Here is a 14,084-nt window from a genome sequence, read left to right as displayed (position 1 = left end):
GGCCGTCAGCTCGTGGTGGCGGAAGCGCGGTTGCGGTTGAACTCCTGGACGTTCTTCCGCTGCTCGTCGTAGTTTCCGGTGAACCGGGTGTCGCCGGGTCCGACCGTGACGAAGTACAGCCAGGGTCCGGGTGTGGGGCTGATGGCCGCGCGCAGCGCCTCCTCTCCCGGGTTGCCGATGGGTGTCGGCGGCAGCCCCTTGATCCGGTAGCTGTTGTACGGGCTGTCCAGCTGGGTGTCGGTGGTCGTCGTGTCCAGGGTGGAGCGCTTCAGGGCGTAGTTGAGGGTGGAGTCCATCTGCAACGGCATGTCCTTGAGCAGTCTGTTGTAGACGACCCGGGCCACCTTGCCCATGTCGGACGCGGTGTCGGCCTCGGCCTGGACGATGCTGGCGATCGTGATCGTGTCGTAGACGGAGACGTTGTTGCGCTGGGCGCCCGCCGTGACGTGGTCCGCGCCGAAGTGCTTGCGGGCGGTGTCCGCCATGTAACGCAGCAGACCGGCGGGCTCGGTCGCGGCGTCGAGCGGATACGTGGCCGGGAAGAGGTATCCCTCGGGGTTGCCCTCGGCCTGGGCGGGCAGAGGCAGGTCCACCGTCGTCGCGGCCTTCCGCGTGCTGCCGGGCTTCAGGCCGAGCGACTGGTCGACGGCCTCGTACACCTGCGAGGCGCGACGGCCCTCGGGGATCATCAGCGTGCGCCTCGGGCGCTCCTTCTCGCGCCCGCCCTCGTCCGATCCGACCAGGGACAGCGGGATCAGGACGGCGGCCGACACGACGATCAGGGCGCCGACGGTCAGGACGACCTTCCCGCGGCGGGTCGGGCGGAGTCTGCGACGGGGTCGGGCGTCCGGGGACTCGTTCACCATGCGGGCACGTTAACCCGGGGCACGAGCCACGGCTGGTAGCTCGGCCACGGCGTCGGCTCCGGCGACACGAACGCCGTACCGGGCGACCAGAACACACGGCACACAGAACACACGAACAAGGGCTCGGGTGTTCGCTGGAACGTGTGATCGTCAGTGGATTCATTGCTGTTCACCCGTCCGGGGCGTGATGATTGCAGAGCGCAGTCAACGGGCTGCAGACCGCTACTGCGCAGTCCCGCAGATGCACCACGCACAAGGAGAAAGACCAGATGAACTTCCTGACCAACCTGCTTGCCGGCGTCGTCCACTTCGTGGGTTGGCTCGTCTGACCATCGCTCCGCCCGGCGCCGTCGCTTCCCGTCCCACGGAAGCGGCGGCGCCGCCGTGCGTGCTGAGCCGACCGGCTCAGCCATTCGCCGCCGCCGGTCCGGTGACGGGCGGCAGTGCGGTGAACCCGGGGGCGGCCGTCACCGCCGCGAGGAGTCGAGCGGCCGGCGGACCCGGGTGAGCGGGTGGTCCGGGAACTCCGCGTCCCACTGGGCATGGCCCTCCGCGCGCATCTTCACGACAGCACATCACCGTGGCCGTTCAGCCAGGTGCCGTGTCCACGGTTCGGTGGCCGGGGAGTTCCGCCCCGAGGGGGGCTCTCATGCGCGGCGATCATGCCGTACGCGCCGCGCCAGTGGCATCAGGGGGTGCCACATCACCCTGATGCCGGGGGCGGTCAGGGGGCCGGCACCGGGGCCGGGTGGGAGTCGCGGCGGATCAGGGCGGCGTAGTGGCCGTCGCGGTCGAGCAGTTCCTCGTGCGTACCGCGCTCGGCGGCCCGGCCGTCCTCCAGGACGACGATCTGGTCCGCGTCGCGAACGGTGGACAGACGGTGCGCGATGGTGAGCGTGGTCCGCCCGGCGGAGAGGGCGTCGATCGCCTGCTGCACAGCCTGTTCCGTACGGGTGTCGAGCGCGCTGGTCGCCTCGTCGAGGATCAGCACCGGCGGGTCGCGCAGGATGGTGCGGGCAATGGCGAGGCGCTGCTTCTCGCCGCCCGAGAAGCGGTAGCCGCGCTCACCGACCAGGGTGTCGTAGCCGTCGGACAGGGAGGCGATGTGGTCGTGGATCTGCGCGGCGCGGGCCGCGGCCTCGATCTCCTCGTCGGTGGCGTCCGGCTTGGCGAAGCGCAGGTTGTCGGCGACCGAGGCGTGGAAGAGGTAGGTCTCCTGGGAGACGACGCCGACCGCCCGGGCGAGGGTGTCGAAGTCCAGGTCACGGACGTCGACCCCGTCGAGCGTGACCCGGCCGGCGGTGACGTCGTACAGCCGGGGCACGAGGTAGCTCAGCGTGGACTTGCCGGAACCGGTGGATCCGACGACCGCGAGGCTGGCGCCCGCGGGGACGGTCACCTGGATACCGGTCAGCGTCGGGCCGTTCTTCTCGTCGTAGCTGAAGTCGACGTTCTCGAAGGCGATCTCGCCGCGGATCTTCTCCAGGCGGACCGGCTCCTCCGGTTCGGTGATGTCCACCGTGAGGTCGAGGTACTCGAAGATGCGCTGGAAGAGGGCGAGGGAGGTCTGCATCTGCACACCCGTGGAGAGCAGGCTGACCGCCGGGCGGAACAGCCCCTGCTGGAGCGTGACGAAAGCGACCAGCGTGCCGAGGGAGACGGCCGTGGCGCCGGACTGGAGGGTAAGCCCGGCCGCCCAGTAGATGACGGCGGGCATGGCGGCCATCACGATGCCGATCGTGGACATCCGCCAGCGGCCGGCCATGTTGGAGCGCACTTCGAGGTCCACCAGGCGCTCGGACTCCTCGGCGAAGCCCTGGGTGAGGGAGTCGGAGCGGCCCATGGTGCGGCCGAGGAGGATGCCGCTGACCGACAAGGACTCGGTGACCGTGGCGGCCATCGCGGCCATCTGCTTCTGGCGCTGGGTGGTGATCTTCTTGCGCTCCCGGCCGACGCGGCGGCTGATCGCGACGAAGACCGGCAGCAGAAGCAGCGAGACGACGGTGAGCCGCCAGTCGAGGGCGAGCATCGCGACGACCGTCGCGATGACGGCCGTGAGGTTGGAGACCAGCGAGGTGGCGGTGGAGGTGACCGTCGCCTGCATGCCGCCGATGTCGTTGGCGATGCGGGACTGGACCTCGCCCGTGCGGGTGCGGGTGAAGAAGGCGAGCGGCATCCGCTGGAGCTGGGTGTAGACGGCGGTGCGCAGGTCGTGCATGACGCGCTGGCCGACGGTGGTCGAGATCAGGGTCTGGAGCACGCCGAAGACGCCGGTCATCACGGCGGTGAGGATCATACCGAGCGCCAGCAGGGTCAGCAGGCCCGTGCGCCCCTGCGGGATCGCGGTGTCCAGGATCTCGCGCAGCAGGAACGGGGAGGCGACCGATACCAGGGAGGACGCGCCGACCAGCAGGCCGACGACGGCCAGGCGTCCGCGGTAGGGGTGGAAGAGGCGGAGGATGCGGCGCACCTCGGCGGGCGGCCGGTCGGCGGCGGCGCGGGCATCGGGTGGGGGCGTCCACGTGGGCTCGTCGGGTTTCATGGGCTCCTTCGTCGGGCGTGAGGCATGGCCGGGCAGACCCGACCGGGACCGGGCGGACCCGACCCTCGCACATCGAGAGCTTAGCTCATTGTTACCTATGTTCACAATGAACAAGGTCCTGATATTGTTCCCGTATGGACGCCCCAGATTCCCCCGGTCCGCTCGAGTCCCCCGGACCGCTCAGCTCCCCCGGCTCCCCCGGCTCCCCCGGCTCCCCCGGCTCCCCCGGCTCCCCCGACACCGACGGCATACTCGCCGAACAGTTGCTGCGGCTGACCCGTCGGCTGCACCGCATCCAGAGCCGCCAGCTGGAGCCGATCGACATCACCCCGGCCCAGTTCCGGCTGCTGCGGACGGTCGCGAGCTACGAGGCGGCCCCCCGGATGGCTGATCTCGCCCGGCGTCTGGACGTCGTTCCGCGCGCCGTGACGACGCTGGTCGACGCGCTGGAGGTGAGCGGCCGGGTGCGCCGCGCCCCGGATCCCGACAGCCGCCGGGTGGTCCGCGTCGAGATCACGGACGAGGGGCGCGCCACGCTGCGGTCCCTGCGCAGCGCGCGCCGGGCCGCCGCAGAGGAGATCCTGGCTCCATTGACCGCCGATCAGCGCGAAGTCCTCGGCGGGCTGCTGTCCGCTCTGGTCGACGGCATGCCGGAACGCCACTGCTGAACACCGCGCCGAGCCGCCGAGGAGATGGCCGACATGCCGCTGCTGGAGCCCGACCCGGAAGCCCTGCGCCCCGGAACGGCACGGGAACCCGCCCCCGACCGGGTCATCGACCGCAGCGCGGGCGGCACCCCGGAGCCGCTGCGCGGCGAGCTGATGGCCCTGCTCGGCGCCGACAAGGTGCTCTGGAAGATCTCCGACCTCGTGCGGTACGCCTCCGACGCCAGCCCCTACCGCTTCCTCCCCCGGGTCGTGCTGGTCCCCGAGGACCTCGACGACGTCTCCGCGATCCTCTCGTACGCCCATGGCAAGGGCCGTGACGTGGTCTTCCGGGCCGCGGGCACCAGCCTCAACGGCCAGGCCCAGGGCGAGGACATCCTCGTCGACGTACGCCGCCACTGGACCGGCGTCGAGGTGCTGGACGACGGGGCGCGGGCCCGGATCCGGCCGGGGACGACGGTGCTGCGGGCCAACATCGCCCTCGCCCGGTACGGCAGGCTGCTGGGCCCCGACCCGGCCAGCGCCATCGCCTGCACCGTCGGCGGGGTCGTCGCCAACAACGCCTCGGGCATGACCGCGGGCACCACGCGCAACTCCTACCGGACGCTCGCCTCACTCACCTTCGTGCTGCCGAGCGGCACCGTCGTCGACACCGCCGACCCGGCCGCCGACGAGAAGCTGGCCCGCGCCGAACCGGAGCTGTGCGCCGGGCTGATGGAGCTGAAGGCGGAGATCGAGGCTGACGAGGAGCTGGCCGCGAGGATCCGCGCCAAGTACACGATCAAGAACACCAACGGCTACCGCCTGGACGCCTTCCTCGACGGGGCGACGCCGGTACGGATCCTGCGCGGGCTGATGGTCGGATCCGAGGGCACGTTCGGCTTCATCTCCGAGGTCGTCTTCGACACCCTGCCGCTGGACCGGCGGATCTCCAGCGCCCTGCTGTTCTTCCCCTCCCTCACGGCGGCCGCGGCCGCCGTGCCCCGGTTCAACGAGGCGGGGGCCATCGCCGTGGAACTGATGGACGGCAACACACTGCGCGCCTCCGTCAGCGTGCCGGGCGTCCCGGCGGACTGGGCGGCGCTGCCCCGGTCCACGACCGCGCTGCTGGTGGAGTTCCGGGCGGCCGACGAGGCCGGCCAGCAGGCGTTCGAGCGGGCGGCCGGCGCCGTCGTCGCCGACCTGGACCTGGTCGTCCCGGCCGTGTCGGTGACCAACGCCTTCACCCGGGACGCCGGGACGATCGCCGGGTACTGGAAGGCCCGCAAGGCGTTCGTCACGGCGGTCGGCGGGTCCCGGCCCTCGGGCACCACCCTGATCACGGAGGACTTCGCGGTGCCGCCCGCACGGCTGGCCGACGCCTGCGAGGCGCTGCTGGAACTCCAGTCGCTCCACGGTTTCGACGCCGCCGTGGCCGGTCATGCCGCCCACGGCAATCTGCACTTCCTGCTCGCGTTCGACGCGGCGAAGCCGGCCGACGTCGAGCGGTACGACGCTTTCATGCAGGAGTTCTGCGCGTTGGTGGTGGACCGTTTCGACGGGTCGCTCAAGGCGGAGCACGCCACCGGACGCAATATCGCACCCTTCCTGGAGCGGGAGTGGGGGCCGCGCGCCACCGAGCTGATGTGGCGGACGAAGCAGGTCATCGATCCCGCCGGGGTACTCGCTCCGCGCATCGTCCTGGACCGGGATCCGCGGGCCCATCTGCGGGGTCTGAAGACCATTCCGACGGTGGAGGCGGTCGCCGACCCGTGCATCGAGTGCGGCTTCTGCGAACCGACCTGCCCCAGCGAGGATCTGACGACCACTCCGCGCCAGCGGATCGTGCTGCGCCGGGAGATGATGCGCCAGGCGGACGGTTCACCGGTCGAGACCGGTCTCCTGGATGCCTACGGGTACGACGCCGTGGACACCTGCGCCGGGGACTCCACCTGCAAGCTCGCCTGCCCGGTCGGCATCGACACCGGGGCGATGATGAAGGGTTTCCGGCACCGCAGGCACACGCCGCGCGAGGATCGGATCGCCGCGCTGAGCGCGAAGAACTTCCGTGTGGTGGAGGCCTCGGCACGGCTGGCCGTGGCGGTGGCCGACGCGGTCGGCGACCGGGTGGGCGACGGTCCGCTCGAGGCCGTGACGCGGCTCGCCCGCAAGGTCGTCCGCCCCGATCTCGTACCGGAGTGGCTGCCCCAGATCCCGGGGGCGGCGGCCCGGCGACTGCCGCGTACGGACCGCGTCGGGGCGAGCGCGGTCTACTACCCGGCCTGCGTCAACCGCATCTTCGCCGGGCCGGACGGCCGCCCCGGCCTTTCCCTCGCCGAGGCGGTGGTCGCCGTGTCCGGGCGGGCCGGGAAACCGGTGTGGATCCCGGAGGATGTCGCGGGGACGTGCTGCGCGACCATCTGGCACTCCAAGGGGTACGACGCGGGCAACAGGATCATGGCGAACCGTATGGTGGAGGCCGTCTGGGGCTGGACGGCGGGCGGGACGCTGCCCCTGGTCGTGGACGCGTCCTCGTGCACGCTCGGCATCGCCGAGGAGGTGGTGCCCTACCTCAGCGAGGAGAACCGGGCGCTGCACCGTGAACTGACCGTCGTGGACTCGCTGGTGTGGGCGGCCGACGAACTGCTGCCGGAGCTGACGGTGTTCCGCACCGCCGGGTCGGCCGTCGTGCATCCGACCTGTTCGATGGAGCACCTGGGTGACGCGGGGCGGTTGCGCGTGCTGGCCGAGGCCTGTGCGGACGAGGTCGTGGTGCCGGACGACGCGGGGTGCTGCGCGTTCGCGGGCGACCGGGGCATGTTGCACAAGGAGCTGACCGACTCGGCGACGGCCAAAGAGGCGGCCGAGGTCGCGCTGCGCCCCTACGACGTCCATCTGTCGGCGAACCGGATGTGCGAGATCGGTATGGAACGAGCCACCGGGCAGCCCTATCGCTCGGCGCTGATCGAGCTGGAGCACGCCACCCGGCCAACCGTCCGGTAGGCCGTTGAACGAGGGCGCGAACGCCCGTCCGGCCTGCACAACTGAGCGTATCGAGGCCCCGATTGGTTGCACCAGTCGAAGCTTCGGCGTGCCGTGAGGAAAGTCCATGGTTTGAGGACGAGAGTCCAAATACTTCCCTTGCGCACCAACAACCTCACCCTCCAGGGTCCTTACCGAGACCCCGGTCCCCGCGCTCGCCATCCGTACGGGGACCGGACTCGCTCACGCACCGTCTGAACCCCCAACCCCACCTGGAGGCTCGATGAACGACGACGCCCGGCCCGCACCGGAACCGCAGGACATACCTCCGCACAGCGGCGCGGCCGACGAGGCGGCGCGGCAGGATCCCAGCCGCCGTTCGGTGCTGTGGACCACGGCGGGCGTGGCCGGCGCCGGAATCGGCCTCGGGGCGCTGGGCGGGGGGACCGCGTCGGCAGCCGGGGCGGCCGCCCCGGAAGCCCTCTCCACCGCGGCAGCGGTCGCCGCCGCTCCCGCCCGGCAGGGCCGCACCATGGCGGGCGTCCGCTTCGAGGGGCGCTCCACGATCCGGGTCGGCATCGTGGGCCTCGGCAACCGGGGCGACAGCATGATCGACCTGTTTCTCGCCGTACCGGGCGTCCAGGTGAAGGCGGTCTGCGACCCGGTCCGGGACAAGGCGGAGAAGGCCGCCGCCAAGGTGACGGCCGCCGGTCAGCCCGCACCCACCGTCTACGCCAAGGGTGAGGACGACTACGAGAACCTCTGCAGGCGCGGGGACCTCGACTTCGTCTATGTGGCGACGCCCTGGGAACTCCACTTCCCGATGGCGAAGGCGGCGATGCTGAACGGGAAGCACGTCGGCGTGGAGTGCCCGATCGCCATGCGGCTGGAGGAGCTCTGGCAGTTGGTGGACCTCTCCGAGCGCACCCGGCGGCACTGCATGCAGCTGGAGAACTGTTGTTACGGCAAGAACGAGATGCGGGTGCTGCGCATGGCGCACGCGGGTCTCTTCGGCGACCTGCTGCACGGGGCGGGCGCGTACAACCACGATCTGCGCGAGCTGATGTTCGACCCCGACTACTACGAGGGTCCCTGGCGGCGGCTGTGGCACACCCGGCTGCGCGGTGACCTCTACCCCAACCACGGGTTCGGGCCGGTCGCCAACTACATGGACGTCAACCGGGGTGACCGGGCCGTGAGCATCACGAGCATCGGCACGCCGGCCCTGTCGCTCGCCGAGTACCGCAAGGAGCATGTGCCGGCCGGCGACCCCAGCTGGAAGGAGTCGTACATCGGGGCCGACCGGACGATCAGCCTCGTGCAGACGGCCAAGGGGCGGGTGATCCGGCTGGAGCACGATGTGTCGAGCCCGCACCCGTACTCGCGGATCAACAGCCTCGGCGGTACGCGGGGCGTGTTCGAGGACTACCCGGAGCGCATCTATCTGGAACCGACGAACACGAACCACCGGTGGGACGACTTCAAGAAGTACGCCGAGTGGGACCACTGGCTCTGGAAGGAGCACGCGAACCCGCCGGGCGGGCACGGCGGCATGGACTACATGATGGTCTTCCGGCTGATCCAGTGCATGCGGCTCGGCCTGGTCCCCGACTTCGACGTGTACGACGCGGCGACCTGGACGGCCCCCGTGCCGCTGAGCCATCTCTCGATCAAGGCCAAGGGCGCGCCGCTGCCGATCCCGGACTTCACCCGGGGCGAGTGGAGGAAGGCCCGGTCCGGCATGGACTCCGAGAAGCCGGCGGAGTGACGTCCCCGGGGTCCTGGGCCACGTGGGCCCAGGACCCCGGGAGCCGGCGGAGAGGGCTGGAAAACCGGTTGCCCCGGACCGGGACGAACAGGGAACCTTGCACGTCACCCCGTTCTTCGAGGTCCGCCCGGATCTCCGTTTCACAAGCCCTGGGACGTCATGCAGATTCGCGACCTTCCGTATTCGGATCCCGGCGACCCCGATGTCCGTTCAGGCCCTCGATTCCTCTACTGGCTCGGGCGCAACCAGCTCGCCGGGCAGCTGAAGGCCCTCTGCTGGGGGCTGCTGCACCAGCTGGGCATCGCCGGTATGCCGGTCGGCGTGGGTCTCGCCGTCCAGGCCGTCATCGACCGCTCGGGAAGCCGGCTGGCCCTGGCCGGCGGTCTCATCGCGGTCCTCGGCGTGGTGCTCGCCCTCGGCGACACCATGCTCCACCGGACCGCCGTGACCAACTGGATCACCGCCGCGGCCCGGATCCAGCAACTGCTCGCCCGCAAGACCGCGGAGCTGGGATCGGCGCTGACGCGGCGGGTCGCGGCCGGTGAGGTCGTCGCCGTCTCGACCGGCGACGTGGAGAAGATCGGCTGGTTCGTCGAGGCCCTCTCCCGCTTCGTGGCCGCCGCCATCGCCCTCGTGGGGGTCTGCGTATGGCTGTCCTTCTATCTCCCGTCCCTCGGTCTGATGGTGGCGCTCGCCATGCCGGTCCTCGCCCTGGCCGTGCTGCCTCTGCTGCCGCGCGCCACCCGGCGCGCCGACGAGCAGCGCGAGAAGGCGGGCAAGGCCACCGAGCTGGCCTCGGACACCGTCGCCGGACTGCGCGTCCTGCGCGGTATCGGCGGCGAGGAGCTGTTCCTCGGCCGCTACCGCCGAGCCTCCCAGGAGGTTCGCGGGGCAGCTGTGCGCTCGGCCCGGATGTGGGCGCTGATCTCGGCGGTGCAGGTGCTGCTGCCGGGGGTCCTGCTGATCTCCCTGGTCTGGTACGGGGCAACGCTGGCCCGGGACGGCCGTATCGAGGTCGGACAGCTGGTCACCGTCTACAGCGCGGTCACGCTGATGCTGTTCCCGCTGCGGCACTTCGAGGAGATCGCGATGGCGTACTCCTTCTCGCGGCCGTCCGCCCAGCGCGCGGTGCGCGTGCTGTCGCTGCGCCGCAGCACCCGGGAGACCACCGTCGAGGGGGTGACACCCTCCGGTGATCTGTACGACCCGGCGACCGGACTGCTGGCCCCTCGGGGGCAGTTCACCGCTGTCGTCTGCGGTGACCCGGACCAGGCGGGCCGGCTGGCCGAACGGCTCGGCGGGCACGCGGAGACCGGCGAGGAGAGCGGGGACGGGGAGGCTTCGGCGACGACTCCGTCGGTCCTGCTCGGCGGTGTCGCGCTCGACGAGCTCCCGCTGAACGCCGCACGGGCCGCGGTGCTGGTCCAGGACAAGGACCCGGTGCTGCTGTCCGGCACGCTCAGCGAGCTGCTGGACATCCCGTCCTCGGGCCAGGTCCCCGCCGAGGCGGCGTTGGAGGCGGCCCAGTGCGGTGACGTGCTGAGCGCCCTGGCGCAGGCCTCCCCCGACAACGACGGGGACCCGATGCGGACCCGGATCACCGAGCGCGGCCGGTCCCTGTCCGGCGGCCAGCGCCAGCGCCTCGCGCTGGCCCGGTCGCTGGTCACCGACCCGGAGGCGCTGGTGCTGGACGAGCCGACCTCCGCGGTCGACTCGCACACCGAGGCACGGGTCGCCGCCGGGATCGCGAAGCTGCGCCGGGGCCGTACGACGGTGGCGTTCGCCTCGTCCCCGCTGCTGCTCGACGCCGCCGACCGGGTGGTGCTCGTCCACGAGGGCACGGTGGTCGCCGCGGGAACCCACCGCGACCTGCTGCGCACCGAACCCCGCTACCGGGCGGTCGTCACCCGGGAGACCGACGACGAGACGGCCGCCACGAGCGCGCCGCACGGCATCGGCGAAATCCCCGCCATGAAGAGCACCCAGGAAATCGAGGAGAGGGCATGATCGGCGTCGCACCCCCGGCGTACGACCCCGCGGCCCCGGAGTCGGCGACGACACTGCCCGTGGGCACGCCGACGACCGTACGGAGTTACGTACGGAGTCTGCTGCGCCGGCACCGCAGGGCGTTCACCATCCTGGTCACGGTCAACGCGGTGGCGGTGATCGCCTCGATCACCGGCCCGTATCTGCTGGGCGGGCTGGTGGAGGACCTGTCCAACGGCGTCACCGACCTGCATCTGGAGCGCACGGCGGCGATCTTCGCGGTCGCGCTGGTCGTCCAGACCGTGTTCACGCGGAGCATGCGGCTGCGCGGGGCGATGCTGGGCGAGGAGATGCTCGCGGATCTGCGCGAGGACTTCCTCGTACGGTCCGTGGGGCTGCCGCCCGGGGTTCTGGAGCGGGCCGGGACAGGCGATCTGCTGTCCCGGATCACCACGGACATCGACCGGCTGGCGAACGCGATGCGGGAGGCCGTGCCGCAGTTGGCGATCGGCGTCGTGTGGACCTCCCTGCTGATCGGCGCGATGACGGTGACCGCTCCCCCGCTGGCGCTGGCCGTGGTGATCGCGCTGCCGGTGCTGATCGTGGGCTGCCGCTGGTACTTCCGCCGGGCCCCCGCGGCGTACCGCTCGGAGGCCGCCGGTTACGCGGCCGTCGCCGCGATGCTCGCGGAGACGGTGGACGCCGGGCGGACCGTGGAGGCGCACCGCCTCGGCGACCGGCGGGTGGCGCTGTCGGACCGGCGGATCACGGAGTGGACGGCCTGGGAGCGGTACACGCTGTTCCTGCGCTCGGTGCTGTTCCCGGTCATCAACGCGACGTTCGTGACGGTTCTCGGCGCGGTGCTGCTGCTCGGCGGCTGGTTCGTGCTGGAGGGCTGGCTCACGGTCGGGCAGCTGACGACGGGGGCGCTGCTGTCGCAGATGCTGGTCGACCCGATCAACCTGATCCTGCGGTGGTACGACGAGCTCCAGGTGGCCCAGGTGTCGCTGGCCCGGCTGGTCGGCGTCCGGGAGATCGAGCCGGACGCGGGCGACGCCGGGGTCGGCCCGGACGGCCGGGACGTGCGGGCGGACGACGTCAGGTTCGGTTACCGGGAGGGCGTCGACGTCCTGCACAAGGTGTCGCTCGATGTGGCTCCGGGCACCCGGCTCGCCCTCGTCGGCCCCTCCGGCGCGGGCAAGTCCACGCTGGGCAGGCTGTTGGCGGGGATCTACGCGCCGCGCACCGGTGAGGTGACGCTCGGCGGGGCGGAGCTGTCGCGGATGACGGCCGAACGGGTCCGTGAGCATGTGGCCCTGGTCAACCAGGAGCACCACGTCTTCGTCGGCTCGCTCCGGGACAACCTCCTGCTGGCCCGCGACGGGGCGAAGGACACGGAGCTGTGGGCGTCGCTGGCCGCGGTAGACGCGGACGGCTGGGCGAAGGCCCTGGAGGAGGGGCTGGACACCGAGGTCGGCTCGGGCGGGTTCGCGCTGACCCCGGCGCAGGCGCAGCAGATCGCCCTGGCCCGTCTCGTGCTGGCCGATCCGCACACGCTGGTGCTGGACGAGGCGACCTCGCTGCTGGACCCGCGGGCCGCCCGCCATCTGGAGCGTTCACTGGCCCGGGTGCTGGAGGGCCGCACGGTGGTGGCGATCGCGCACCGTCTGCACACCGCGCACGACGCGGATGTGATCGCGGTCGTGGAGGACGGCCGGATCAGCGAGCTGGGCAGCCACGACGAGCTGGTGGCGGCGGACGGCGCGTACGCGTCCCTGTGGCGGTCCTGGCACGGGTGAGCCGCCCGGACCTCTCGTTCTGTAGGTTCCGCGAGCCGGTGCGCACTGTACCCGTGAGATGCGCACCGAATGCGTAATCCCGAGGATCTGTGCGCACTGACTCCGGACGGTAACCAGCTTCCTGTCTATGGTCATCCGGAGTCCAGCACGGGTACGCGCGAAGTACGAACAGCCGATGGCGTCGGTGCGCTACGACGACGCGTCGGTCCGCAAGGTCCGGTCAAGGAACTGCGGTTGGCGGATTTCACATGGCCGGCTCCCTGGCGAAAGTTTCGCTCCACGCCTCCGCCACCCCGGAGGCCACCGCGGCCGACGTCACGGCACAGCTCGGCTACCCGACCCGCTCCGCCCTCACCGCCGCACAGAACCGGACAGCACCCAGCGCACCTGTGCGAGCCCGGACGTGAACGCCTCAGCCGTGATCCCCCTGGGTTTCCCTGGCCGCCCCGGGTCCCGCGGTTCAGAGCCGCTTCTCCTCATAGCACTTCCACTGCTCGTCGACGTCGTCCTTCCGCCCCACTGCATCGCGGGACTGGTAGTGCCAGCTGCATACCAGTGTCGGATCGACGGCAGTACGGCAAATCCACTTGTGCGGCGGGCTGGACAGGGCCTTGACGTTGTGAGTCTGCTTGTACTTGTCGCGGCAGTACTCTGGCAGGTTGTCGACGCCTTTCTCCGTATTACGCCCGGAAGCCGTGACGCACACGCCGGTGTTCGGGTCGTCGGGGTCGGTGAACTTCATGGTGTCGCCGTCCCTGTCGAACCGTTTGTCGCAGGCATCTCCCAGGTCGATCAGGGATTGGCAGCCCATCCCCTGTGTCCCCTTGAATCCGTACGAGGTGCAGTAGCCGCTCAGGTCTACGCCACCCAACTCCTCTGTCACGGTTGTCCGTTGGGCCATCAGGTACCCGCTGATCGTGAGCCCCGTGGCGACCGCGCCCACCACCACGAAGACCAGGATCGCCTTTAACCACTTCTTGCCCGAGATCCAGGCCGGCCAACGGATCCGCCGCATCTCCACGATAATGGTGATGATTCCGGCGGCTATGCCGACCAATACGCCTATTGTGCCGAGTGTCGCGATCGTGAGGTCAAACACCCCGTTACCCCCCTGCGATAGCACCAACGCCCGATGCGGTGCCCCACTCTCTTACTGAGTTCAGTGTTGCGGCGTCAAGGTAATGAGCCAGCCTCGGCCTCAACTCGCAAACTGAGAGGCGTGCTTCACAGGCGGTCACCGCTGAAGCGGGGGACGCGAGCCCACTGCACCGCTTGTTCGGCGCACCGCGTTCCTCACCCTGGGTAACCTTCGGCGTCGCCTACCAGACCAAGATTGCGCACCACTGTCCAACTACGGCGTTGCGCATGGAGCCCGGATTCCGGCGTTTCCGCAGGACTCGGTACGGGCGAAGGCAGCGTGCGAAGGCACAGAACCTACACGTTCGGATCACGCCGGGCGCTCGGGGTCCGGCGCTCCGATCCGGGCCGACCCGAACG

General features: G+C 70.7%; 9 protein-coding genes. 6 read left to right on the top strand and 3 right to left on the bottom strand.

Annotated elements, in window-relative coordinates; all coding sequences use genetic code 11:
* Positions 1–5 precede the first annotated feature (5 nt).
* Together mltG and ACZ60Q_RS25140 are read right to left on the bottom strand one after the other, a co-directional pair.
* Positions 6–866, bottom strand: coding sequence for an endolytic transglycosylase MltG (gene mltG, locus ACZ60Q_RS25145; RefSeq protein ID WP_469638765.1), 861 nt, complete (start codon positions 864–866; stop codon positions 6–8).
* Positions 867–1,590: 724 nt separating this feature from the next.
* Positions 1,591–3,408 carry an ABC transporter ATP-binding protein gene (locus ACZ60Q_RS25140; RefSeq protein ID WP_469638762.1) on the bottom strand — a complete coding sequence of 606 codons (1,818 nt, stop codon included), beginning with the start codon at positions 3,406–3,408 and terminating at the stop codon, positions 1,591–1,593.
* Between the two features lie 134 nt (positions 3,409–3,542).
* On the opposite strand from ACZ60Q_RS25140, the gene ACZ60Q_RS25135 reads away from it, so the two are divergent.
* From ACZ60Q_RS25135 to ACZ60Q_RS25110, 6 genes are all read left to right on the top strand, one after another.
* Positions 3,543–4,076, top strand: a complete 534-nt coding sequence (locus tag ACZ60Q_RS25135; protein WP_469638759.1) for a MarR family winged helix-turn-helix transcriptional regulator — start codon at positions 3,543–3,545, stop codon at positions 4,074–4,076.
* A 33-nt stretch (positions 4,077–4,109) separates the two neighbouring features.
* The gene (locus ACZ60Q_RS25130) at positions 4,110–7,055 is read left to right on the top strand and encodes an FAD-binding and (Fe-S)-binding domain-containing protein (protein WP_469638900.1); all 2,946 of its coding nucleotides are present in this window, start codon (positions 4,110–4,112) and stop codon (positions 7,053–7,055) included.
* A gap of 262 nt (positions 7,056–7,317) precedes the next feature.
* Positions 7,318–8,802 (top strand): Gfo/Idh/MocA family protein, encoded by a 1,485-nt coding sequence (locus ACZ60Q_RS25125; protein ID WP_469638757.1) that lies wholly within the window; start codon positions 7,318–7,320, stop codon positions 8,800–8,802.
* A gap of 159 nt (positions 8,803–8,961) precedes the next feature.
* Positions 8,962–10,809, top strand: a complete 1,848-nt coding sequence (locus ACZ60Q_RS25120) for an ABC transporter transmembrane domain-containing protein (protein WP_469638754.1) — start codon at positions 8,962–8,964, stop codon at positions 10,807–10,809.
* The gene (locus tag ACZ60Q_RS25115; protein WP_469638751.1) at positions 10,806–12,587 is read left to right on the top strand and encodes an ABC transporter ATP-binding protein; all 1,782 of its coding nucleotides are present in this window, start codon (positions 10,806–10,808) and stop codon (positions 12,585–12,587) included. The genes ACZ60Q_RS25120 and ACZ60Q_RS25115 overlap by 4 nt, the downstream gene beginning before the upstream one ends.
* Before the next feature lie 248 nt (positions 12,588–12,835).
* Positions 12,836–12,994, top strand: a complete 159-nt coding sequence (locus ACZ60Q_RS25110; protein WP_469638749.1) for a hypothetical protein — start codon at positions 12,836–12,838, stop codon at positions 12,992–12,994.
* 53 nt (positions 12,995–13,047) lie between these two features.
* Here the strand turns inward: ACZ60Q_RS25110 and ACZ60Q_RS25105 are convergent, their stop codons facing one another.
* A complete protein-coding gene (locus tag ACZ60Q_RS25105; protein ID WP_469638747.1) occupies positions 13,048–13,686 on the bottom strand; it encodes a hypothetical protein in 639 nt (212 codons plus the stop codon).
* Positions 13,687–14,084 lie beyond the last annotated feature (398 nt).

The sequence above is a fragment of the Streptomyces sp. NPDC104313 genome, from assembly GCF_055583985.1.
Note: the sequence above shows the minus strand (reverse complement) of the source record. Positions and strands in the feature narration are given on the sequence as shown.